The sequence below is a fragment of the Photorhabdus sp. RM322S genome, from assembly GCF_042879395.1.
In the GTDB taxonomy this organism is placed as follows: Bacteria; Pseudomonadota; Gammaproteobacteria; order Enterobacterales; family Enterobacteriaceae; genus Photorhabdus; species Photorhabdus khanii.
On record NZ_JBHFKW010000031.1, the window covers coordinates 20,640 to 43,756 of the forward strand.

Annotated in this window: 30 protein-coding genes; 21 read left to right on the forward strand and 9 right to left on the reverse strand. The window is 47.1% G+C overall.

The genetic code is table 11. The annotated features are described in order from the left end of the window. Nucleotides 1-9: 9 nt before the first annotated feature. Genes ACGF63_RS17070 through sctW form a run of 9 tightly spaced genes read right to left on the reverse strand, consistent with a single transcriptional unit; the run spans nucleotide 10 to nucleotide 6,013 of the window. Complete coding sequence (locus ACGF63_RS17070) at nucleotides 10-936, reverse strand: virulence-associated V antigen (RefSeq protein ID WP_162524120.1); 927 nt, start codon at nucleotides 934-936, stop codon at nucleotides 10-12. Between the two features lie 10 nt (nucleotides 937-946). Beyond that, nucleotides 947-1,225 (reverse strand): LcrG family type III secretion system chaperone, encoded by a 279-nt coding sequence (locus ACGF63_RS17075; RefSeq protein ID WP_036842641.1) that lies wholly within the window; start codon nucleotides 1,223-1,225, stop codon nucleotides 947-949. Between the two features lie 40 nt (nucleotides 1,226-1,265). Next, the gene (locus ACGF63_RS17080) at nucleotides 1,266-1,700 is read right to left on the reverse strand and encodes an LcrR family type III secretion system chaperone (RefSeq protein ID WP_152962473.1); all 435 of its coding nucleotides are present in this window, start codon (nucleotides 1,698-1,700) and stop codon (nucleotides 1,266-1,268) included. Continuing rightward, nucleotides 1,697-3,814: a type III secretion system export apparatus subunit SctV gene (sctV, locus tag ACGF63_RS17085; RefSeq protein WP_036842628.1), complete on the reverse strand. Its 2,118-nt coding sequence runs from the start codon at nucleotides 3,812-3,814 to the stop codon at nucleotides 1,697-1,699. The genes ACGF63_RS17080 and sctV overlap by 4 nt, the downstream gene beginning before the upstream one ends. Then, on the reverse strand, nucleotides 3,811-4,140 hold the full coding sequence (sctY, locus tag ACGF63_RS17090) for a type III secretion system chaperone SctY (RefSeq protein ID WP_036842626.1): 330 nt from the start codon (nucleotides 4,138-4,140) through the stop codon (nucleotides 3,811-3,813). The genes sctV and sctY overlap by 4 nt, the downstream gene beginning before the upstream one ends. Nucleotides 4,141-4,142: 2 nt before the next feature. After that, complete coding sequence (sctX, locus tag ACGF63_RS17095) at nucleotides 4,143-4,508, reverse strand: YscX family type III secretion system protein SctX (protein WP_036842625.1); 366 nt, start codon at nucleotides 4,506-4,508, stop codon at nucleotides 4,143-4,145. Next, a complete protein-coding gene (gene sycN / locus ACGF63_RS17100) occupies nucleotides 4,505-4,876 on the reverse strand; it encodes a type III secretion chaperone SycN (RefSeq protein WP_036842623.1) in 372 nt (123 codons plus the stop codon). The genes sctX and sycN overlap by 4 nt, the downstream gene beginning before the upstream one ends. After that, nucleotides 4,873-5,160 (reverse strand): TyeA family type III secretion system gatekeeper subunit, encoded by a 288-nt coding sequence (locus ACGF63_RS17105; protein WP_036842622.1) that lies wholly within the window; start codon nucleotides 5,158-5,160, stop codon nucleotides 4,873-4,875. The genes sycN and ACGF63_RS17105 overlap by 4 nt, the downstream gene beginning before the upstream one ends. Then, complete coding sequence (gene sctW / locus ACGF63_RS17110) at nucleotides 5,141-6,013, reverse strand: type III secretion system gatekeeper subunit SctW (protein WP_036842621.1); 873 nt, start codon at nucleotides 6,011-6,013, stop codon at nucleotides 5,141-5,143. Before sctW ends, ACGF63_RS17105 begins: the two co-directional genes overlap by 20 nt. 324 nt (nucleotides 6,014-6,337) lie before the next feature. On the opposite strand from sctW, the gene sctN reads away from it, so the two are divergent. The 21 genes from sctN to ACGF63_RS17215 all read left to right on the forward strand — a co-directional run bounded on the left by sctN (nucleotide 6,338) and on the right by ACGF63_RS17215 (nucleotide 23,011). Next, the gene (gene sctN / locus ACGF63_RS17115; protein WP_036842619.1) at nucleotides 6,338-7,663 is read left to right on the forward strand and encodes a type III secretion system ATPase SctN; all 1,326 of its coding nucleotides are present in this window, start codon (nucleotides 6,338-6,340) and stop codon (nucleotides 7,661-7,663) included. Continuing rightward, nucleotides 7,660-8,121: a type III secretion protein gene (locus ACGF63_RS17120; RefSeq protein ID WP_152962475.1), complete on the forward strand. Its 462-nt coding sequence runs from the start codon at nucleotides 7,660-7,662 to the stop codon at nucleotides 8,119-8,121. Before sctN ends, ACGF63_RS17120 begins: the two co-directional genes overlap by 4 nt. A gap of 11 nt (nucleotides 8,122-8,132) precedes the next feature. Continuing rightward, nucleotides 8,133-9,521 carry a type III secretion system needle length determinant gene (locus tag ACGF63_RS17125; protein WP_387632232.1) on the forward strand — a complete coding sequence of 463 codons (1,389 nt, stop codon included), beginning with the start codon at nucleotides 8,133-8,135 and terminating at the stop codon, nucleotides 9,519-9,521. Further along, nucleotides 9,518-10,438, forward strand: a complete 921-nt coding sequence (gene sctQ, locus ACGF63_RS17130; RefSeq protein ID WP_387632235.1) for a type III secretion system cytoplasmic ring protein SctQ — start codon at nucleotides 9,518-9,520, stop codon at nucleotides 10,436-10,438. The genes ACGF63_RS17125 and sctQ overlap by 4 nt, the downstream gene beginning before the upstream one ends. After that, entirely contained in the window at nucleotides 10,435-11,088 is a 654-nt protein-coding gene (sctR, locus tag ACGF63_RS17135) for a type III secretion system export apparatus subunit SctR (protein ID WP_036842611.1), read from the forward strand. The genes sctQ and sctR overlap by 4 nt, the downstream gene beginning before the upstream one ends. Before the next feature lie 2 nt (nucleotides 11,089-11,090). After that, nucleotides 11,091-11,357 carry a type III secretion system export apparatus subunit SctS gene (sctS, locus tag ACGF63_RS17140; RefSeq protein ID WP_036842608.1) on the forward strand — a complete coding sequence of 89 codons (267 nt, stop codon included), beginning with the start codon at nucleotides 11,091-11,093 and terminating at the stop codon, nucleotides 11,355-11,357. Beyond that, nucleotides 11,354-12,139 carry a type III secretion system export apparatus subunit SctT gene (sctT, locus tag ACGF63_RS17145; RefSeq protein WP_036842604.1) on the forward strand — a complete coding sequence of 262 codons (786 nt, stop codon included), beginning with the start codon at nucleotides 11,354-11,356 and terminating at the stop codon, nucleotides 12,137-12,139. The genes sctS and sctT overlap by 4 nt, the downstream gene beginning before the upstream one ends. Next, nucleotides 12,136-13,191, forward strand: a complete 1,056-nt coding sequence (gene sctU / locus ACGF63_RS17150) for a type III secretion system export apparatus subunit SctU (protein ID WP_387632239.1) — start codon at nucleotides 12,136-12,138, stop codon at nucleotides 13,189-13,191. Before sctT ends, sctU begins: the two co-directional genes overlap by 4 nt. 844 nt (nucleotides 13,192-14,035) lie before the next feature. After that, on the forward strand, nucleotides 14,036-14,854 hold the full coding sequence (locus ACGF63_RS17155) for an AraC family transcriptional regulator (protein ID WP_036842601.1): 819 nt from the start codon (nucleotides 14,036-14,038) through the stop codon (nucleotides 14,852-14,854). Nucleotides 14,855-14,968: 114 nt separating this feature from the next. After that, complete coding sequence (locus ACGF63_RS17160) at nucleotides 14,969-15,805, forward strand: T3SS regulon anti-activator ExsD domain-containing protein (protein WP_387632243.1); 837 nt, start codon at nucleotides 14,969-14,971, stop codon at nucleotides 15,803-15,805. A 14-nt stretch (nucleotides 15,806-15,819) separates the two neighbouring features. Beyond that, nucleotides 15,820-16,242, forward strand: a complete 423-nt coding sequence (locus ACGF63_RS17165) for a YscB family type III secretion system chaperone (RefSeq protein ID WP_387632246.1) — start codon at nucleotides 15,820-15,822, stop codon at nucleotides 16,240-16,242. Then, complete coding sequence (gene sctC, locus ACGF63_RS17170; RefSeq protein WP_387632249.1) at nucleotides 16,230-18,068, forward strand: type III secretion system outer membrane ring subunit SctC; 1,839 nt, start codon at nucleotides 16,230-16,232, stop codon at nucleotides 18,066-18,068. Before ACGF63_RS17165 ends, sctC begins: the two co-directional genes overlap by 13 nt. Then, nucleotides 18,065-19,336, forward strand: coding sequence for a type III secretion system inner membrane ring subunit SctD (gene sctD, locus ACGF63_RS17175; RefSeq protein WP_387632252.1), 1,272 nt, complete (start codon nucleotides 18,065-18,067; stop codon nucleotides 19,334-19,336). The genes sctC and sctD overlap by 4 nt, the downstream gene beginning before the upstream one ends. After that, nucleotides 19,333-19,554, forward strand: coding sequence for an EscE/YscE/SsaE family type III secretion system needle protein co-chaperone (locus ACGF63_RS17180; protein WP_387632254.1), 222 nt, complete (start codon nucleotides 19,333-19,335; stop codon nucleotides 19,552-19,554). The genes sctD and ACGF63_RS17180 overlap by 4 nt, the downstream gene beginning before the upstream one ends. Next, nucleotides 19,538-19,792 carry a type III secretion system needle filament subunit SctF gene (sctF, locus tag ACGF63_RS17185; protein WP_387632256.1) on the forward strand — a complete coding sequence of 85 codons (255 nt, stop codon included), beginning with the start codon at nucleotides 19,538-19,540 and terminating at the stop codon, nucleotides 19,790-19,792. Before ACGF63_RS17180 ends, sctF begins: the two co-directional genes overlap by 17 nt. A gap of 2 nt (nucleotides 19,793-19,794) precedes the next feature. After that, nucleotides 19,795-20,148 carry a YscG family type III secretion system chaperone gene (locus tag ACGF63_RS17190; protein WP_387632259.1) on the forward strand — a complete coding sequence of 118 codons (354 nt, stop codon included), beginning with the start codon at nucleotides 19,795-19,797 and terminating at the stop codon, nucleotides 20,146-20,148. Next, complete coding sequence (locus ACGF63_RS17195; RefSeq protein WP_387632261.1) at nucleotides 20,141-20,707, forward strand: YopR family T3SS polymerization control protein; 567 nt, start codon at nucleotides 20,141-20,143, stop codon at nucleotides 20,705-20,707. Before ACGF63_RS17190 ends, ACGF63_RS17195 begins: the two co-directional genes overlap by 8 nt. After that, entirely contained in the window at nucleotides 20,707-21,045 is a 339-nt protein-coding gene (sctI, locus tag ACGF63_RS17200; RefSeq protein WP_387632264.1) for a type III secretion system inner rod subunit SctI, read from the forward strand. The genes ACGF63_RS17195 and sctI overlap by 1 nt, the downstream gene beginning before the upstream one ends. Nucleotides 21,046-21,051: 6 nt before the next feature. Beyond that, the gene (gene sctJ, locus ACGF63_RS17205; protein ID WP_071880956.1) at nucleotides 21,052-21,789 is read left to right on the forward strand and encodes a type III secretion system inner membrane ring lipoprotein SctJ; all 738 of its coding nucleotides are present in this window, start codon (nucleotides 21,052-21,054) and stop codon (nucleotides 21,787-21,789) included. Next, nucleotides 21,789-22,415, forward strand: coding sequence for a Yop proteins translocation protein K (locus ACGF63_RS17210; RefSeq protein WP_132352530.1), 627 nt, complete (start codon nucleotides 21,789-21,791; stop codon nucleotides 22,413-22,415). The genes sctJ and ACGF63_RS17210 overlap by 1 nt, the downstream gene beginning before the upstream one ends. Next, nucleotides 22,394-23,011, forward strand: a complete 618-nt coding sequence (locus tag ACGF63_RS17215; protein WP_036842577.1) for an HrpE/YscL family type III secretion apparatus protein — start codon at nucleotides 22,394-22,396, stop codon at nucleotides 23,009-23,011. Before ACGF63_RS17210 ends, ACGF63_RS17215 begins: the two co-directional genes overlap by 22 nt. Nucleotides 23,012-23,117: the final 106 nt, after the last annotated feature.

Below are 23,117 nucleotides of genomic sequence, written 5' to 3' on the forward strand. Positions count from 1 at the left end.
AATTATTCCTTAAATTGCGCCGAGAATATTACGCATAATGCTGTCGTATTTCTGGATAAAACGGTTTAACGCTTCAATAGCAGCGTTGTAGCGAGAACTCACGTCATTTAAACGCGTGGTTTTTTCCTGGACAGTATTGTTTAGTGGATTTACGCGATCGTTGACCGAAGTAGAAAAGTTAGCCAGTTTGTTATTATCCTTATCATATTTATATGATGTCTCCAGACCTGTCATAGCTCCACTTTGCTTATTAGGGCTTTCTAAGAAATCCCTAATAGAAATTTCTTTTGATTTAGGGAACATCTTACTCAACAACTTACATTCAGCACTATTCTCAAAAGTAGCCTTATCACTAAAACCGTACTTCTCATGGTCCAGCAGGTTGAAGGATTTTCCATCATTAATAAAAAGCTCTTGATTCTTATCAGCCGCTAATTTCTTGTTAATCTCCGACTGAATAACACTGTAAATCTTTAGTTCTGCGGTCAATGCCGCCAGTTCATCACGTAACTCAAGTCGTTTTTTATCATGGCCTGACATAACAGAAACAAATATATCGATTACATCATCATCAAGACGATCCGGCGTTAAATTAAAATGAACAGCAGCCAGAAAATCTCTTAATGTCCAAGTTTTTAATGTCGTGCTATCCAAGAAGGATTTAAGATCCTTGATTCCATTCTTTATTTGGCTATCTAAATGACCATCTTTGACAATAGCGTCCGCTGGCAGAAAATAGGCAATCAGCTTTTTCAGAAGTTCTTTATCGTTAGTGATAACATCAGAACCAGATTCAATCTTGATTCCCTTATCAATAATAAGATTAACCAGTTCATCAAGCTTCGAAGATTTAGAACCCCGTAGTTGATCCAGAGAAACATCTTTCAGACTGCTCCAGAAAAGCTGTGGGTCATTTTGATATGGTTTAATTTCCACCTTCAAATCCTTATACAATAATGCCACGCATACGAGGTGGGCGACGGAAACGCTTTCCCTCTTCTAAAGAGTGAGGATGGTTGCTTCGTAAGCGATTAACTTCTGTCAGCAACTCTTGCTCAGCACTCTGAACCAAAGTAACGTCAGTATGGCCAAACAGTTCTGCCCCCACATTTGGGTTGATGCCCAGAGACTGCCACATCTCCTGTAACAATTGCAGTCTGTGATCACTGTCCTTAATGGCTTCCTCAGCTGCTTGCAGTACTTTGGCATTGGGTTCCTCTTGCATCAGTGACTCCTATAATAAAGAGAGATATTGATTCTTCCTGTCAGAGTTGGACTTTTTTTTGTTGTTTTCTCATCTGATGTAACGAGATAACGCGACTGGCTTCTAACTCGAACCAGCCAGGCGCGACCTCACTCGCGCCTGTCCAGCGGTGATAGAACCGAGCTAAACGTTCATCATTAAGGGGAGAGTCAACCAAAGTATTAACTTGACCATAAAGTCGGCTACCCGGCCCAAGCACAGCCATCGTTGCTGTTGCCAACAAATAAAGGGGCGCAAATGGATTAGCAAGCCCTCGGCGCTGCCAGGTACGGCGTAACATCACGATCCAAACTCGTGGTGCATCATAGCGCCAGGCAATTTCGCAGCCTTCACACCATACACGCCAGCCAAGAGGAATTGGGCTACTCCCCATACAGTGAGGCTGTACCGAATAACCTTGCTCCTCAAACCAAGAGATAAGCGGATCACGGTTCATAGACACACCCTACCAAGCGGTTGGATATTGATCTGTTGAGTCAACTCTTGATACGAGAGCACTGGCAAGCCGTGGTGATCACCTTCAATTAACTTACGTACATAACGGCGAATATCCATTGATACGATCAACACCGGCTTATTTTGCATTTGCGTTAAATCGCCCACCGTTTTTTTCATCTGTTCAAGGAAACTTTGCGTTACCGCCGGGTCTAGCGCCAGATAACTGCCCGCGCTCGTCTGACGAATACCTCCCCGAATCTGCTCCTCGACTTGCTGATCCAAAAGATAAGCAGGCAGGATGTTATTGCCGTTAGCATACTTGTAACAAATATAGCGCTTGAGGCTACTGCGAATATATTCCGTCAACTGCACTACGTCTTTCTCCTTTTGCCCCCATACCACCATGGCTTCAAGAATCGCACGTGTATTACGGATCGAGATATCTTCTCCTACCAGCCGTTGTAGTATCTCCGTCATCCGTTGCAATGGGATTATGCGCATAGCCTCCTTGACCAACTCGCCGTAGCTGCCCTCCATCTGCTCCAAAAGATAGCGGGTCTCCTGCACACCAATAAAATCTTCAGCATACTCCCGCAACACATGTGACAAATGCCAGGTGATCACCTGAGACATGGATAAAACCGCCATCCCCGACTTAGCCAAACGTTCCTGATGAGTTTCGGCTACCCACAAAGTGGGTTGATTAGGTAATAATGGCTCTCCTTCTTCATAAGGGATAGCCAACAGTTCTAATTGACTGACCGGCTCCTGTACCAGCAAATGCGCTGAACGTAGACGACCACGGGCAACGGGCACTTCTTGTAGCTGGATCAGGTACTCTCCCGCCTTCATACCCTCATTAAAGCGTAAGTGGATACCTGGAAAGGGTACGCCTAAGTCTAAATAGAGTGCACGTCGTACCCGAATTAATTCATCATTAAGCGAAATGGCTTCCAATTCAGCCTGTAACCCGGCGTCTACATCAATAAGTAAAGGAACCGTCATAGCGAATTCTTCTTTTTCGCTAAGTTTCCCGCCCTTAGCCTTACTGCCGATCTTGGCCTTCGGTTTGGCCGCCGGGGCACCTGCCCCTTGGGCTAACAAGCTGGGAAGATCCGCTTGCTGACTAACATTGTCTTGCCGCTGACGCTGGAACAGAAAATAACCCCCTCCAGTCACCACCAGCGCAAGCATAAAAAAGATTAATGTCGGAAATCCGGGAATCAGACCAAATAACACCAATAAAACACCACCAATCAACAGTGCCTTTGGTTGAGCGATGACCTGTTCACCAATCTCATTGCCCAGATCTGAAGAGTCTTCCGACGAAACCCGGGTAACAATGATACCGGCGGTGATGGCAATCAGCAGAGCCGGAACCTGAGAAACCATGCCATCACCCACGGTCAAAATGGCGTAGAGCTGCAATGCATCAGAAGCAGACATCCCCTTCTGAGTGACACCTATGGTTATTCCACCCAGAATGTTGACAAAGATGATAAGGAGACTGGCAATAGCATCACCCTTAACAAATTTCATCGCACCATCCATCGAACCAAACATCTGGCTCTCTTTCTCGATAGTGCTGCGTCTTTCCCTGGCTTCATTGACGTCGATAACGCCAGCACGCATATCTCCATCGATGCTCATCTGCTTACCAGGCATAGCATCAAGGGAAAAACGCGCGCTAACCTCAGCCACACGCTCTGAACCTTTGGTGATGACGATAAATTGTACGATGGTAATGATCAAAAAGATCACTATCCCCACGATCAGGTTTCCACCAACCACGAAATTACCAAAGGTATAAACAATCTTCCCGGCGTCAGCCTGCAAGAGGATCATCCGGGTGGTACTGATTGAAAGTGCCAGACGAAACAGAGTCGTTACCAGTAATACCGCAGGGAAAGCGGAAAACTGCAAGGGGGAGTTTATATAAACCGCCATCATCATTAGTACGACAGAGATGGTTATGTTAATAGCGATCAGAATGTCCAGCAGGAAAGGAGGAAGTGGCAGAATCATCATGAAGACAACCGCCAGCAATAGTATTGCCAGCATAATATCTTTGCGCTCGCCGATCCGACTTAATAACTCAAGCCCGCGATTCATAGTACGGTCCCTTGAGAAAGATAACGCTGATAAGCACTGCGTGCTTCTTCCAGGTTCCCTTCCTGTTGGCAGGCGCGACTGACACAAAGCCAAAGAGCCTCACTTTGTTCTCCCTGATCCTGTAAGAGAGCACAATGTTCTTTCGCTACACTCCCCTCTTGCAATTTAAGTAATGAAACCACCAAAGCACGGCGTCCTTCCTGATGTTCAGGATGCAAAACCAGTAATGCATCCAATAAAATACGGGCTCGGTCAGGATGACCATACTGGAGTTGAAGCCAGCCGAGCAGCAGCAAAGCGCTTTGCTGTTTATAACTAAGAGTCATGGTTATACCTTGTGCAACAAGTGCAGGGCCATCTGCAACAACTGTTCATCTTGATTCATCTTTTCCAGCAGGGAGACAGCATGCTGTACCCTGATGTCATCACTTTGTTGCAAAGTTGCACGCAAGCTACTGACAGCCTGACGGAAGTCATGGGGACGTAACAGAGAGTGAAACCCATCTTGTGGGCAGGCAAAAGCCAACAAAGCCTGATCAGCCTTGTTGGCTGGATAAAGACGTGCAGAGTGAGTCTCAACGGATTGACCATCGGGCAATAACGCATAGCGATCAGGCAAGCCAACCCCGATCTCTTCCCGGCTGATCGCCGTTAGTTGCTCAATTCCTATATGGGCGGAGGCGATTTTGCTCACGAAGCGAGCGCCTCACGCTGTACTCTTAGCAAAGAGCGAAATGCCTGATGCAGCAAAGGCAGTGTTATATGCCGTTCATCTAATGTCACAAACAATAATAGGCGATCTTCCCCCAACCAGCCACAACGCAAGGGCAGTTCAGGCCCCTGACCGCTGAAAGTAAGTAACATCGCCTTAACCATCGCGTCTCTCCCCTGATGCCAGGGAATTTCACGGGCCAGCCAAAGCGTTAATGAGCCACCATAGCGCTCAATCTGTAATGTACCAGAATACTCAAAATCAATTTGGATTAAGGGACTGGAAGCATCAGACATCTCCATACCCAAATCCTGACAAAACTGGAGCAATTGTGGCTCTATCCAGTTCATGATGCTCCCTCTCCTGACCACAATTCGTCTTCTTCTCTCTCAATTGCTGTATCAAGCGCCAGTTGACAAGAGTTAAGTAGGTTTTGGCGCTGTTCTTCATCACTGAACACTTCCACCGGAATCAATCGAATCAATCGCTTCAACTCCCGGTAGAAATGAATTTGAGTTTGACTATTCTGCAAGCTCAAAGCATGACCGAGCATTTCAACATCCCGCACATTGGCCCAACGTTTCTCAATCAAAGAAACGACATCACCCATAAGATCAGAAGGCCCGTATGCCATGATTTTCCCCCTTTACCACGCTTTTCCATAACTGCTCAACCTGAACCGACAAACTGTTAAGCAGACGGAGCTTATGCATGTCACTCATCACACGTTCCAGCTTAATAGGATCGAGTTGGCGCGGTTGGCTGTCCAGATCAGCGCTCAGGGCTTTCATGATGAATCCTGTCACTTCCATCAGAGAACTGCTCTTGAAGTTGGCTTGGATATCTCGCCAGGCCGCTGACAGCCCTTGATAATCCATAACAGCGTCACGATAGATGTTACGCAATGCTTGCAAATTACCAACCCCATCTCTGGCGGCTACCGTGGCATCAGGCGTAATGCGGGCTCCTAACTCGATAGCGATACCTTGCTCTTGCGCTAAACGTGACAACTCTTGTTCAACCAATGTCAATATGGCACGTGCCTCTGGCCTGCCTGCCAACGCATCACGGGCCTGACTCAGCGCATAGAATTGTTCACTCACCTCTCCAGAAAAACTTTCCAGATAAGCCTGTAACTGAGCGATATTAGTCAGCTGGCTACTATTTAAATGAGAGATCAACGCCTTAACCTTTTGTTGGCGCTCCAGATCCGGCACTTTCTGTAAGTATTCACCCACCAACGCCTCAATTTCCCGCACTCTGGCATGTCCATCGCTAACTTTACGTCTGGAGAGCGGCATATCCTTGCGTTCCGAAAATGCAAAAGTCAGCTCTTCGGCCGCGTCAGCAAAAGACTGGGATGCAGTAACCAGTACTACTTTCTCTCCCTGAAACTGACCGACCCTGGCCTGCTCCTGCTGTGCTGTAATCCCGGCATCAGGTTCTGACAAAGTCATCGAATGAAGATGATTCTGGATAATATCCATAGCCTAGTCCTGTCATATCAGAGTTAATAATGGACAAATTATAAAGATACCGTCCCGACGCCTATGCCAAAATCAGCCGTGAATTTTTAGCAAAATCCGCCGTAAACTATCGCCAAAGACAGGATTCATCGTTATCTGACCATTGAAGCTGATGTAAGATGCATCAAGCATAAGCAGCAACCCGTGAATCAGGAAGCTTCACTGATCAAAGCTGGGAACAGCTACGCAAACTCCAACCATTTTCTAAAAACTCCCGACTCAGGTTGCAATCCCTTCCCCTCTCCCTTCTTTATAGTACTCGCAGCAGAGGTTATATAAACGATCATGAAGCTTTCCCTTGACCATATTCCCGGCCAAATGCGCCATGCTATTAATGAATGTCGACTAATTCAGATTCGCGGCAGGGTTACTCAAGTCACGGGTACATTACTTAAGGCTGTCATTCCCGGTGTGCGGATAGGTGAACTTTGTCATTTACGCAATCCTGACAATACACTGTCCCTCCTGGCAGAGGTGATTGGGTTCCAACAACATCAAGCCCTGTTAACGCCACTTGGCGAGATGTTTGGCATCTCTTCAAATACTGAGGTGAGTCCAACCGGAGCCATGCATCAGGTTGGTGTGGGTGATTATCTGTTAGGGCAAGTCCTTGACGGACTGGGTAATCCATTTTCCGGCGGACAGTTGCCGGAACCACAAGCTTTGTATCCGGTTTATCGGGATGCTCCGGCACCCATGAGTCGCAAACGGATTGAACACCCGCTCTCACTCGGCGTTCGGGCTATTGACGGTTTGCTGACCTGTGGTGAAGGCCAGCGTATGGGTATTTTTGCCGCTGCGGGCGGCGGCAAGAGTACGCTGTTATCTACGTTGATTCGTAGCGCCGAAGTTGATGTTACCGTGCTGGCACTCATCGGTGAACGTGGTCGCGAAGTGCGGGAATTTATTGAATCGGATCTGGGTGAAGAAGGCCTTAAACGTTCAGTGTTGGTAGTCGCTACCTCAGATCGTCCAGCAATGGAGAGGGCTAAGGCAGGGTTTGTGGCGACCTCAATCGCTGAATACTTCCGTGATCAAGGTAAACGTGTACTCTTGCTGATGGATTCCGTGACCCGTTTCGCCCGTGCGCAACGAGAAATAGGTCTGGCTGCCGGCGAGCCGCCAACACGACGCGGTTACCCGCCGTCAGTCTTCGCGGCTTTACCACGGTTAATGGAACGTGCTGGTCAATCTGACAAGGGTTCAATTACCGCCCTCTACACTGTATTGGTGGAAGGGGATGATATGACAGAACCTGTGGCAGATGAAACCCGTTCTATCCTTGATGGTCACATTATTTTGTCACGCAAGCTGGCTGCGGCTAACCACTATCCCGCCATTGATGTGTTACGTTCCGCCAGCAGGGTGATGAACCAAATTATCACTGCGGAACACCAGGCTCAAGCTGGCCTGTTGCGTCATTGGCTGGCTAAGTATGAGGAAGTTGAGCTGTTGTTACAGATTGGAGAGTACAAAAAGGGGCAAGATCCTGTTGCCGATAATGCCATTGCACGCATTGAAGCAATACGTAGCTGGTTGCGCCAAGGTACTCACGAGCCCAGTGATTTACCACAAACTTTAGCGCTCTTACAGCAGATAACGAAACAATGATTGGCCGTTTACAACGCATAAAAGCATTACGTGTCGAGCGCGCTGAACAACATTTGTCCCTGCAACAAATGAAACTTCAAACGGCTCATCAACACCATCAACAGGCCTTGCAAACCTTGCAAGATTACTGTCAATGGCGAATAGCAGAAGAGCAACGCCTTTTTGAACAGTGTCAGGGCCAACCTATTGACCGCAAAGGCCTTGAGCGCTGGCAACAACAAATTGCCCTGTTGCGTGAACATGAAGCGCAGTTGGAAAAGGAAGTCGCTGAAATGGCCGAAAAAGTGGGACGGGAACGCCGTCAATTACAAGAGTGTCAACGTGTATTGCACAACGCACGCCAGCAGCAGGAAAAATTTAACGAATTGGGTCGCCAGGAACAAGAGGCGATCCGTGCCCAAGGTGAATACCAAGAAGAGCTGGAACAAGAAGAGTTCCATCGCCAAGAAAGAGTGTAAAACAGAAGAGCATGAACCCACTGACAGCTATCGGCAAAGGTGTCCCCACACTCCCAACGTCCCCCACAACAGCGGACACAGATTTGCAGCGCCGTTTCGAACTGGCTATCGCCTCTCACGCCACCAATACGCGTCAGTCAACAGCACGGCGGGTGGAACAACCATTAACCGACTCGGCCACAAACAGCAAAACAGCGGATCTACATTTCACGCATGACGCAAATGAGGAGCTTCCTCCATTCGCCTCCACGCACCAGGCAACTGATGACCCGCACAAACACACCTTACCACTGCCATACCGTAGCACCTCTTCCTTTTCACATAAGAGAGAAGAGAACCAAGCTAACCTGGAGCAAAAAGAAGCCTTAGCAGAATTTGCCCACAACCCTATTGAGACCACCACTGAGATAAAAGAGCCCCAGGTACCTGATATAAGGGCAAACTCTCTGGCGATATCTGACCTCCCAGTACACCAAACAGACACACAACAGGTCATTCCTCATCCATTACCAGGCCAATATGTACCCGCACAACCGCAAAATCAGAAGAAAAGCTTATTGGCCTCTGTTGATCGTCTCAATGAGATCGCTATCGAGATAAAAGAGTCTCTGTCAACACCCGGTATCCTGACGAGCCAACCCGCTCTGAACACGCTATCTGCTGACCTAAAGCCGGTTGATATTATGTCCTCTGTTGCAGCCGACCCTGACACAACAGCTATTCCTGCACAGAAAGATGCAAACGATGAACGGGTATATTATGCAGTGGCGCAAACAACGCCCGGCATATCCAGATCTGAGCAAGATACCCAAGAGCAAGACATACTTCCCCGCCAACAGGCAGGTCTGGCTTTTCCTGTTCCCCATGCTAATGAAATCAGCATCACGGAAAAAAAGATTCTTACTGAAATCGAGACATACCATTTATTGGCATCAAAGCCAAAAGAGTCTGACATTCAGCCCTCCTATCCTGGTGAATCAGACGGGAAAACGCCCTTCTTTCCACAAACACAGCTCCTCCCAGGTGAACGCATACTCGCTACAATGCAAGCAACCTCAACTATTTCCCCACTTTTGGAGGCGCTGATCGATAAATTGGGTGTGGAGATCAGTATCGAACTAACACGGCAGCAACGTCCGCCAACATTACATCTGACACTCCCTAACCTGGGTGCTCTTGAGATTCAACTAACCAATGAGAATGGCAAACTTCAAATAGCGATTTTGGCAAGCCCGGCAGCCCAACAACAGCTGAAGCAGGCACGCTTTGAGCTACTTGAACGTCTACAGCTCCTTTATCCAACACAAACGGTCGAACTCTCCCTCCCGTCTCAAACGGATAGCGAGCACGGATCACGCCAGAGTCGCAGCATATATGAAGAATGGAAAAACAATGCATGAATAGCCTGACCCTACCCAGAGTCTCATTGGAAGAATTGACTCTGCGTCAGACCCTGAGTCGTCATCAGCAACAATTTAACTGGGCTAATGGTCATCTCACTCTGGATGTTGTTTCTCCTCCCCAAACACTGGATAAAGTGCTAATCGCCCACTGGAAGGGGCATACTTTCTCTTTTTTCTGCCATTCAGCCGAACTGACTCTGTGGCTCGCCCCCGATTTACAACAAGCGGATCTGACCTCACTCCCTCAGGATCTACTGCTGGCACTGATAGAATACCAAAGCAAAGCACTACCAGATCTATCATGGTCCGCGCTACGAACCACATCAGAATTCTCTTTATCAGCCTGCTTATTACTACGCCTTGAGCGGCCAGGTGCCACATTGCCACTCTGGTTACCAGAATCATTTCCCTTTCTTGCCATATTGCCAAAACGTCAACCTGGCGAGTACCTGCTCATTCCATTACAACTTTCTCTGCAATGGGGGGCAATAAGCCTGACTTTAGACGAGTTTCATACCCTAGAACCAGGGGATGTGCTGCTACTGCCCCCACAGCAACAACCAGATGCCCCTCTGTTAGCACATCTGGAAGGGCAACCTTGGGCCTACTTTAAATACCATGAACATAAACTGGAGTTAATCACTATGCACTCTCTCTCTCCTGACAGTACTCTGCCGGTAACGGACTTAAACAGCCTGGAGGTTCATGTCAGTTTCGAAGTTGGTCGTCAGACCTTGGATTTACATACGCTTACCAGTCTGCAACCCGGTTCATTACTCGATCTTGGTGTTCCGCCAGACGGTGAGGTACGTATCCTCGTCAATCAGAAATGCCTCGGTTCAGGGCGGTTAGTGGACATTCAGGGACGTTTGGGTGTAAGGGTTGAACATCTCTTTACGGAGAAACAATCATGATCCAACTACCAAACGAGTTGGATCTTATCATCGGGCTGGCCTTATTGGCTCTGCTCCCCTTTATTGCAGTCATGGCCACCTCTTTTCTCAAACTGGCAGTGGTATTTTCTTTGCTGCGTAACGCCCTGGGAGTACAACAAATCCCACCCAACATGGCTATGTATGGATTGGCAATTATCCTCACCATCTATGTCATGGCCCCAGTGGGTTTCGCGACTCAAGATTATCTGCGCCAGAATGAAGTTTCATTCAGCAATGCTGAATCGGTAGAAAAATTTATGGAAGAAGGAATAGCCCCTTACCGGAACTTTCTCAAACAACATATTAAGCCCAGTGAGCGCACTTTCTTTATTGATAGCACCCGACAGATTTGGCCAAGCCAGTATGCTGACCGGTTGGAATCAGATAGCCTACTGATCCTGCTGCCAGCCTTTACAGTCAGTGAATTAACCCGCGCATTTGAAATTGGATTTCTTCTTTATCTACCGTTCATTGCAATCGATCTCATTATTTCTAATATTCTGCTCGCGATGGGAATGATGATGGTTTCTCCCATGACCATCTCTCTTCCTTTCAAGTTACTACTATTTGTCCTGCTTGATGGCTGGACACGCCTGACACACGGCCTTGTCATCAGTTATGGAGCCTGAATATGAGTAATGCCGATATTCTGCATTTCACCAGCCAATCGCTCTGGCTGGTGTTAATTCTTTCCCTGCCACCGGTACTGATGGCTGCCGCGGTGGGAACATTAGTCTCATTGATCCAAGCACTCACCCAAATACAAGAACAAACGCTGGGTTTTGTCATCAAATTAATTGCGGTTATTATTACCCTGTTCGCCACAGCGACCTGGCTTGGTAACGAGCTCTACAGCTTCGCCAACATGGCCTTTCTCAAGGTACCATTTATCAAATGATACAAGAGCTCCAGCAACAAATCCTTTCTTATACCCTGCTGTTGCCCCGCATCATGAGCTGTTTTGTGATATTTCCTGTACTCAGCAAACAGATGCTGGGCGGTGGACTGATTCGTAACAGTGTGGCTTGTTCACTGGCCCTCTATGCTTACCCAACAGTAGCAGGTACCCCCCTGCCAGCATTTGGTAGCCTGGAGTTGACGCTGTTACTCGGTAAGGAAGTTTTGCTTGGTCTGCTAATCGGCTTTATCGCTTCTATCCCATTTTGGGCCATGGAAGCTACCGGCTTTATTATAGATAACCAACGGGGAGCAACAATGGCTTCGGTACTTAACCCATCTCTGGGAAGCCAAACTTCACCCACTGGTTTGCTATTGACTCAAACTCTGATCACGCTTTTTTTCTCCGGCGGCGCTTTTCTTAGTCTACTTGGTGCCTTATTTCAAAGTTACAACAGTTGGCCAGTGGCTCAGTTTTTCCCCCACATTACCAGCCAATGGATCAGTTTTTTCTACGGCCAATTCAGCTATCTGTTACAACTTTGCGCCCTGATGGCTGCCCCTTTATTAATTGCCATGTTTCTTGCAGAGTTCGGGCTGGCACTAATTAGCCGTTTCGCTCCATCTCTCAATGTTTTCGTATTGGCGATGCCTATCAAGAGCGCAATTGCCAGCCTGTTACTGGTTATCTATATCCAATTACTGATGCATCATGCTTATGACAAAGTGTTGTTAACGCTTTCTCCTGTGCGCATGTTAATACCTGTCCTGGAGGCACAATGAGCGGAGAAAAAACGGAACAGCCTACGCCCAAGAAACTCAGAGATGCCCGCAAGAAGGGCCAAGTAACCAAAAGCAACGAAGTGGTATCAACCTCCTTAATCTTGGGGCTGATCGGCATGATGATGGTCATGTCCGAATACTATTTGGAACATCTGAGTAAACTGATGCTAATCCCGTCTAGTTTGCTGGAGAAACCCTTTCCCCAAGCCTTAAATCATGTCGTTGAAAACCTAATGCAGGAGTTGGTCTATCTCTGCCTGCCAATTCTGAGCGTTTCCGCTTTGCTATCGTTAGCATCACACCTTGCCCAATACGGCTTCCTGTTGAGTGGGCATTCCATCAAGCCTGACATCAAAAAAATCAATCCTGTTGAAGGGGCCAAAAGAATCTTCTCTATCAAGAGCCTGATGGAATTCGTCAAATCAATACTCAAAGTGACGCTGCTCTGTATCCTAGTCTGGATTACCCTGGAAGGTAATCTACAGGCGCTGCTGTACCTGCCGGAGTGTGGGACAAGATGTATTATCCCTGTACTCGGTATGATGTTAACCCAGCTAATGACCATATGTGGTATCGGGTTTATCGTGATTTCTATTGCCGATTATGCCTTCGAACACTACCAACATATCAAGCAGCTCAGAATGAGCAAAGATGAGATCAAACGTGAATATAAAGAGAGTGAAGGCAGCCCGGAGATCAAAAGCAAGCGACGCCAATTTCACCAGGAATTACAATCAAGCAATATGCGCGCTAGCGTCAAAAATTCATCGGTGATCGTTGCCAACCCAACTCATATTGCCGTCGGTATCCGCTATAAGAAAGGAGAGACACCTTTACCTCTTATTACGCTCAAGTTCACTGATGCGCAGGCCCTGCAAGTCCGGCGTATTGCCGAAGAGGAAGGTATTCCGGTGTTACAGCGAATTCCTCTCGCTCGAGCACTTTATCAGGATGGCCTCATCGACCACTATATTCCTGCTGATCTGATCCAAGCCACCGCAGAAGTTTTACGCTGGTTAGAACAGTGGCAAGATCGCTCTCCTGAGCCGTAACCTGCCGTCAAATAGCGTTACTTGAGGTGTAAGATGCGCTATGCTGACCGCGCTATAAGTCAATGTTCGCTATATTTCGATCATTCCCGGCGGCTCAGTATTTAAGATTTATTCAGTTTATAGCGTATTAAACCACCTTTACGAAGCAACTTGATAAAAACTCGACTCAAGTTCTTTTCTTAATTCATTGCGATCAAACCACATAATTGCAACAAATTTAAGATAAATAAAGATGGCTACTGATAGCTAAGTGTCCCTTAAACGATATTATAATAAACAATCCAATTCGGTTAGGTTGATTCTTTATTTTTATCAATTGATAAAATCGTTCAAACCAGATTTGAATTTCTTATCAAGTGATCTACTATTATGCAAGGGTTATTTGAGCTATTAGATCTTGCTGCACACTGACTTCTGCGCCTTTTAATCAATGAATACTCAGCTAACCATGACAATAATTGACGTATTTTGAATCATCTATACATTACCTGAATAAAAAGGAGAAAATTAATAATTGAAACAAGATAAAAAGCCCAATTTATGACTCAGAGTGAGGAATCTACAGGCAATCTTTACTATGTGAAAAAAACTGATCGCTTTTCATCTGTCGTTTATAAAATGTGAGAATAATACTATTATTCAGATCGAGAACATTAATATGCCACCAGAAGAAAAACCGTTTTAATTAAAAGACCTTACAACTCACTATACAGTTAAACATACAAAACTATTCTTCCTGTCTATTGCAGGTAGTAAAACCAAAGAAAACATATATTTAATATCAATAAGAATAACGTGATTTATATTTTTTTTAAGACAACACCAATAGATCCAGGACAATAAAATGAACGGCATCACAACATCAGGGAAGGGAATAGATATCACTCTATTCCAGCGTAGCATGCCTGCCTTCAACGTTATAGAACATCATCAGGAAGGGATATATATCCTGCTCGAAGGTGAGATGACATGGCAGGACAGTACCAATACCTATGATCTCTCTCATAATGAACTACTTTTTGTTCGTCGTGGCAGTTACGCAGCAAAAACTCGTAGTGATACCTGCAAGCTACTCTGGTTACCCTTGAGTACAACTTTTCTGCATGGTTTTCTACAACGTTTTGGTACTCTGCTCAGTGAAGTCGAGCGACATAATGTGCCAACACCTGAGTTGATTGCATTTACCTCATCTCCGCTACTATCCCAAAGTGTTAGCGGGCTGGTCGATCTATTGGCTCATGATTACCCCGCAGCCTTGGGTCAATTAAGAACAGAAGAGTTGCTATTGTTGTTGTCTTTTGGGGAGCAAGGGATTTTGCTCATGTCAGTATTACGACAGCTGAGCAATCGCCAGGTAGAACGTTTACAAAGCTTTATGGAAAATCACTACCTCAAAGAATGGAAACTCAGCGAATTCGCTAAAGAATTCGGCATGGGATTAACCACTTTCAAGGAGCTATTCCGCTCCGTATACGGCATATCACCACGAGCCTGGATCAGTGAGCGCCGTATTCTTTATGCACATCAGCTACTACTCAATAGCGAGATGAGTATTGTTGATATCTCAATGGAAGCCGGATTCTCCAGCCAATCCTACTTTACTCAAAGCTATCGGAGACGCTTTGATTGCACACCCAGTCGGGCCAGGTATGGCAAAGAGTAACGATTGGCTAAAATAATCTGACGTTTTTTACAAGTTAACCATTGGCCTGACAGATAAAATAAGGCCATTCCTAATCTAATCGACAAGAGTGACTAGCAGCAAGATGAGCATAGCATGAGCCAGCAAGACCATAATCAGACTCGAACCAGCATGTTTCTCGGCCGCAAGATCTCTGTCATGCAGTCTGGGATTCCGCGCCGAGAGCAGTTACTCGGAAAATCACCGGCTATTCAGTACCAGAATAGAGACATTATCAATAACCAACAGTTTGTTCTGTTACAACGCCTTTTGCCCAGACATCTTCTGGAAAGCTTAATGAAATCTGTTTGGTTTCGCAGACGGCTGAACTGTGGGCAAACTTTAAAACGTAGTGACCTACAACAGCTAATCAGAGCGGCGGCAAAATCAGAATGTAACTGGGACACGGTATTGGGTGACCACATTAACCTGGCCGACAGGCATCTTTTACAGTATTGGGTACTACAGCCACTATTTGATTGGTGGCTCCGCCTATTAGAGCCAGAGATAGAACTCTGGTTCATCGAACTTGATCAGTTGCAGATTCAAGAGCGGCAACTGCGTGCTAAGGTGCATTTTTGGCAACAGGTTGAAAACGTATCACCTCAATGCCGGGAACAACATCACCAAGAGGTTATATCCTTGCAAACAGCGCTCAACCAACGCAAGCAACTATTAGAAAAACAGCTGTTGACAGCGGAAATCCAGGCCAATGAAGCATGGCCCAACTGGTTTACCGGGCTGGATGCACTTCAGACCAGCGGTGATCTGACCGCTTTCACACCGGTTCCTGAAGCACTGTCACCCTGCTGGTCATGGTTGACTACCTTAGAGTATGACAGTGCGTCAGCTATCCACTTGCAACAATGGCTTTACACTCGAGTTCTGTGCCTGCCACAGGACAGTTTTTATTGGCAATCGACGACGACCTAATCATTAGAGGAAATATGCAAACTCTACTCAATCATTTGGCCAGTCGCTTGGGCCAGAAGCCTTTTGTTTCCGACAAACAAGGGCATTACCATTTGCACATTGATAACTACAGCCTGTTTCTTCGCCAACAAGGAACTGAACTTGTGTTATCCAGCCCTCTAAACTGGCGCCATAACCCAAAAGATCCATCAAGCACTGAACTACTAAAGACACTGCTGCAACAGGTCACTCGCTGGGGGCGCCATGCGCCCCACGCACTGACCTTGGATGAATCAGAGAATCTTATTCTGGAGGCTCGCCTTGATCCTGACAGCCTGGATGTGCAAATCCTGGAACAGATGCTAACTATGCATGTCGATTTACTGGAACAAATTATGGACTTATTATCGGAAACGCAATCTTCCCCTCAATGGAAACAAGTAATATGGCAGCCATGAAACAGTTCCAACGGCTGTGCCGTTCTTTACTGTTGGCGTTGAGTATCAGCGGTGTGATGCTCCCCTCGGCTTTTAGCCAGGATCTAGATTGGCTGCCCATACCTTATGACTATCTGGCAAAAGGAGAAAGCTTGCGGGATGTGCTGGTTAATTTCGGTGCTAACTATGACGCATCAGTGGTTGTCAGCGATAAGGTGACCGATCAGGTTAACGGTCATTTTGAACAGGATGACCCCCAGGAATTCCTGCAACATTTATCCTCTCTCTATAACCTGGTCTGGTATTACGATGGGAGTGTGCTTTATGTATTCAAAAACAGCGAAATACAATCGCGTCTCCTTAAGCTTGAACAAACCAACGCAACAGAGCTACAGCAAGCCCTGAAACGTTCCGGTATTTGGGAACCCCGTTTTGGCTGGCGTCCTGATCCAGGTAACCAACTGGTTTATGTATCAGGCCCTCCCCGTTATCTTGAACTGGTCGATCAGACTGCATCCGCACTGGAACAGCAATCACTACTGCGTAGCGAAAAAACGGGGGCGTTAACCGTGGAAATTTTCCCACTCAAATACGCCTCAGTCACAGACCGTCAGATCCAGTATCGTGATAGCAATATTGAGGCACCTGGCATCGCCACTATTCTCTCCCGTTTGCTTAGTGATGCCAATGTGACGGCTGTTACTGGTGAAACGTCATCATCTATGGGAGGAAACCATTCAAGCCGGGCCGTTGTACAGGCGGAACCTTCCCTAAACGCAATCATTGTACGGGACACCCCGGAAAGGATGTCCATGTACGCACATTTGATCAATGCACTGGACAAACCCTCTGCCCGTATTGAAGTCGCACTTTCCATCGTCGACATCAACGCCGACAACCTTTCTGAACTGGGTGTCGACTGGCAGGTAGGCATCAATACCGGACCTCGCCATCTTATCGATATCACCACTACCAAGGAGAAAAAGGAAAAAGGGGAGAGCATCGGTTCAGCGGCATTGGGTAGCTTAGTTGATCGCCGAGGCCTGGATTATCTACTAGCCAAAATAACCCTATTAGAGAGCAAAGGCAGCGCTCAGGTGGTTTCCCGTCCAACGCTTCTGACTCAGGAAAATACCCAAGCGGTTATTGACCACAATGAAACCTATTACGTAAAAATTAATGGTGAGCGGGTCGCCGAACTTAAAAGCCTCACTTATGGCACCATGCTACGCATGACGCCCAGAGTCATCCAAATCGGGGATTCTCCTGAAATCAGTTTAAGTCTGCATATTGAAGATGGTAACCAGAAACCCAATAGTACAAACCCAGATGACATTCCTACCATCAGCCGAACCATTGTCGATACCGTTGCCAGAGTTGGGCATGGGCAAAGCCTGCTGATCGGCGGCATTTACCGCGACGAAATGTATGAAAACCTACGTAAAGTACCATTTTTAGGCGATATCCCCTACCTAGGTGTCTTATTTCGTAGCACCACTGAGCAGGTTCGGCGTTCAGTACGGTTGTTCATTATTGAACCACGGATCATTGATAATGGGATAGCTCATCATCTGGCTCTGGGTAACGGGCAAGATCTGCGCCATCGGTTACTGGCAACACAAGATATCTCTAATCAGAGCGTTTCTCTGAGTAAGGTACTGAGCGGTGCACAATGCCAACCTTTATCCCCGGCCCGCCAGGTACAAGAAACGCTACGGCAAGCAGGTAAAAGCTCATTTTTGGCCTCATGCCGAATGGGCAAGACTTATGGATGGCGAGTCATTGAACAACAATGTTCACTTAAGGAAACTTGGTGTGTTCGTGCGCAAAATAAGGCGAGCAGATGAGTTGGAAAATTCGCTTCTACCGCGGACTGAATAAAAGTATTGAGGTCAATTTAGCTGAAGGACGTTTAGCCATCGGCTCGGACCCCTTACAAGCAGACATCGTTCTAGTAGATGAAGATGTTGCCCCTGTGCACCTCGTCTTAGAAGTCGAATCAGACTCAATCCGCCTGTTGGAATGGGCCGGAGAAGTCGCACCAAGTCAGAATGGCGAACCACTATTACCGGGGGCTTCCCTGCAAGCACTGGCTCGTCAAGAGGTAGGGCCGTTACTGTGGGCTTTCTGTGACCAACAGCATACATTCCCAAATCAACTCGCTGAACCGGCGGTAACACCACACCAGCGCCCTGCCCGGCAAAATCGTAGCCGGGCTGCCGGCGGGATGCTGATACTCTGTTTGGTACTGGCACTCGGCTTTCTGGCGCTACTTGGACATGAAGGGTGGCAAAGGCACAACCCATCCCATGGTATGGCCGAACAGGAACTACGCCGTTTCCTTAATGAAGATTCAGCCTATCGTCAGGTTAATGTACAAATGATGCCCAATAATGAGCCGTTGCTGCTCAAAGGTTATGTGAATTTCAACCACCAACGGTTGGCACTGCAACAGTATCTTGATACTCACTCTCACAGTTATCGACTGGAGTTACGCACCATGGAGGAATTGCGTCAGGGGGTGGATTTCATTTTACAAAAATTAGGCTATACCCAGATAAAAAGCAGCAATGGCAAACAACCCGGCTGGATCCGCCTTACTGGAGAATTAACTGACCCTGACCAACAGTGGCATGACATTGAATCGCTGCTCAAACGCGACGTTCCGGGCCTACTTGGTATAGAAAACCAGACGATGCTAACCGGTGGTCATCTCAAGCGTCTGGATATGCTATTGGCTAAACATGATTTACCCAACACGCTGACTTACCAGGATAAAAGCGATCGTATTGAGTTCACCGGTCAACTGGATGAGCTGCAAGCTCATAATTTCTACCGCTTGCAGCAAGTATTTAAGCAAGAATTTGGCAACCGCCCCACCTTGGTATTACTCAATAACAAGCGTCTCTCCCGCAATGATGAACTCAATTTCGATGTCCGGGCGGTTTCTCTGGGACGTGTACCGTATGTGGTACTAAAAAATAACCTGCGCTACCCCGTCGGAGCAACAACAGAAAATGGTTTGAGGATCGAAGCTATCCGTCGAGATGCCATTGTTATTATCAAAGGTGAGCAGCAATTTATCGTCAAACTTAACAGGAGCCCAACTTTATGATGACATCCCTGGAGGCACGACTGTTCGGTGCTGATCCCACTTATGTCAACGAAATTCAACACCGCCTCTCTCAGGCGTTGAACGATATCAAACAACGCCTGAGACGTGGAGGTTCGGTACAAGAATACCAACAATGGCAGCAGGAGGCTAACGCCATCCAAGCTGCAATCACAATACTTAACACAACAGAAGGAGGCCATCATGGCTCAGATTTTTAGTTCTGCAAAGACAGTCAATACTCTTGATAAGGTTGCTGATCAGCTAAAGGTGCAAGCCAATAAGGCAAATGAAGATGTCAGTGCAGCCATTACCGAACTCAGCAAAGGCCCTGATAACCCCGCTTTGCTAGCTGATTTACAACACAAAATCAACAAGTGGTCAGTCATCTACAACATTAACTCTACTGTCACCCGGTCCATGAAGGACCTGATGCAAGGCATATTACAGAAGATCTAATCATGACACGTTCACTCAAAGGGCTACTGGCAGATATTGCTCTGGTTGGGAGCGGCCACCACTGCCATGACGAAGCCAATGCTATTGCCGACTGGATAATGTTAAACGAAGAGGGGCAAGAAGCCGCAAATCTGATTCGGCTCTCTTCTCTGACGAACCAAGGCAAATATCAACAGGCTCTGGATTTCGGCCGGGATCTTCCCTGGCCCAGTCTGGAACCCTGGCTGGCTTTATGTGAATGGCGTCTGGGGCTGGCATCAGCCCTGGAACAAAGGCTGACGCGAATGGCAAGCAGCGACGATCCACAATTGCTCTCCTTTGTTGACGGCATGAGGGAACAACTGGCTCATGGATAGGATCGAAAGACCATCCTATAACGTGTTGTCACAACCAACAGCACAGCCTTCGGTCACTGCCAAGCACAAGCAGGACTTTGATCAGGCGCTGGAACTCATGCCTGATCAGCAAACGCTGAAAGAGCGGCAACAACGCTGGATGCAAGGAGCGTCTCTGGAAGAAGTCTTAAGTGACTTCAATCCGGCGACACAACGAAAAATCGTCTGGCAATGGCATCAGACCTTACCAACTGATAGCCAGCCCTCCCAACGCGCTCAGCTAGAGGGCAAGCTTATTGCCCCAATACAGGAACATCTGTGGTCGCAGTTTGGTGGCCTGACCTTGCCCGTCAAGCCACAACTGGATTTGCCAGAACTCAGAGCGATTGTTCGTGAATTCGCGCCCACAGGTCGACAACAGGAAACTGTCCTTCTCAAGGTACTCGGCGAGATTAAATCTCTAGACGGTAATGAGTACCTGAGTGACCTAATCCGAAGTGAGTTGAAAACGCTGATCCCCCGTAACGGTATGGTGGATAACCTGATACGAAACTCACACAAACTCGATTTGGAGGAATAATGGACCTGCCACAACTAAGCGAGACACTGATAACCAGCCTGGATGAACTCAACACACCTCAGGCCAGTGCCGAAAATGTTGCACATTTTGAACTGGCTATGTCCAATCAAGATCAGGGACTTGGAAACAACCTGATCAGCGAATTGGGCCAACTAAGACAACAATTTACTCAGGCTAAACAAGAGCTGGAAGCACAGCTGGCCGTCCCCGGCAGTGATCCCAATAGCCTGATGCAAATGCAGTGGTCTCTAATGCGGATCACCCTGCAAGAAGAGCTGATTGCCAAAACAGTAGGACGATTGAATCAAAACGTTGAAACCCTAATGAAAGCCCAGTGAGGAGCCGTGAAGAAACACCCTATCATCTGCATCCTGTTAGCCGTCTTCATGCTGACAGGATGCAAAATCGAACTCTATACTGGAGTTAGCCAAAAAGAAGGCAACGAAATGCTGGCCTTGCTCAGGGAAGCAGGTATTTCCTCGGATAAGCAACCAGACAAAGATGACAATATCAAACTATTAGTCGAAGAATCCGATGTCGCACAAGCTGTTGAGGTACTAAAACGGAAAGGATATCCACGGGAGAACTTCTCCTCTTTACAGGATGTCTTCCCCAAAGACGGCCTTATCTCCTCACCGGTGGAAGAGCGAGCGCGGCTCAACTTCGCCAAAGCGCAGGAGATTGCCCGAACACTTTCTGAGATCGATGGCGTACTCGTAGCACGGGTACATGTGGTCTTGCCGGAGGAACAAGACAGACTGGGTAAAAAGTTATCGCCGGCCTCTTCTTCTGTGTTTATCAAACACGCAGCTGACGTTCAACTCGATACTTATATCCCCCAGATAAAGCAATTGGTCAATAACAGCATTGAAGGGTTGAGTTATGACCGCATCAGCGTCGTATTGGTCCCTGCGGCAGGCGTGCGTCAGGTACCATTAGCACCACGCTATTCCACGTTATTCTCTATCCAGGTTACTGAAGAATCACAAGGCCGCCTGATCGGAATTCTGGTTTTATTGTTAGCCTTGTTATTCATCAGCAATCTGGCTCAGTTCCTGTGGCACCGAAGCAGGATGCAATAATGGCAACAGCATTAACGCCCTACCAATTTCGGTTTTGCCCTGCCAGTTATATTCATGCGAACCATCTAGCACCAGATTGGCTTACAGTCTTATCTTCCCTGCCTGAGTGGCGTAGCTCCCCCAGAATCAATGGCCTATTGTTGACTCAATTTGACCTGAATGTGGATTATGAGTTGCCAGCCGGATTGGGAAACATTGCCTTGCTGGAGCAATCATACTTAGAACAGCTTCTGACCTGGCTAGGAGCCTTGCTTCACGGGCAAGCTATTCGCCATTGCTTGTTGGCGACAGAACTTCGCCATTTACATGATTCACTTGGGAAAGAGGGGCATCATTTCTGCTTAAAGTATCTCGACATCATCATTGGCAACTGGCCGGCGGGTTGGCAACGTTCATTGCCAACCACAATCAATGAGAATTATTTTCGTACCAGTGCCTTACAGTTCTGGCTAATGGCTATGGAGCCCTTTCCCGCCGATTTCGCCAAACGCCTGAGCTTGCGGCTTCCCCCTCATAACAATCTCCCTGCCTGGCCTGTCAGCCAGGCAGAACGACCACTGGCACAGGCATTGTGTCTCAAATTGGCTAAACAAGTGAATACAGAATGTTACCTTTTATTAAAATAACAAAAGAACATCTTCAATTTTCTCCTGAACTTCTGATATTGCGTAAAGCAGACTATCAAACCTGCCTCAATGCCCAATCTCTGCTTGATGCCGCCCAGATCCAAGCTCAGGAAATTGAACGTGAAGCCCAAACCGTTTATGAGCAACAAAAAGAGTTAGGCTGGCAGGCCGGTATTGATGCCGCCCGCGCAGAACAAGCCAACTTGATTCACCAAACTCAGCTCCAATGTCAACAATATTACCGACAAGTCGAGCAACAAATGAGCAATGTGGTATTGCAAGCTGTACGTAAAATCCTGAAGAATTATGACCAGGTTTCCCTTACCTTACAGGTGGTTCGTGAGGCCCTCTCATTAGTCAGCAACCAAAAACAGGTCATCCTGCGGGTTAATCCTGAACAGGCCGCAACAGTACGCGAACAGATATCCCGGGTACATAAAGACTTTCCTGAGATCGGCTACTTAGAAGTTACGGCAGATGATCGCCTCGATCAGGGCGGCTGCATTCTGGAAACAGAAGTTGGGATCATTGATGCCAGCTTAGATAGCCAACTCGACGCACTCATGTCCGCTATTAATAATCAGTGGCAGAGTTGACTATTTCGTCATTCTAATGGAGTGAGATTTTGACAAAACATTTTGATTCACTCTATCTGACATCCAGGCTTATATTCCCTTATCCGTAGGATAATTCAGTAGACAT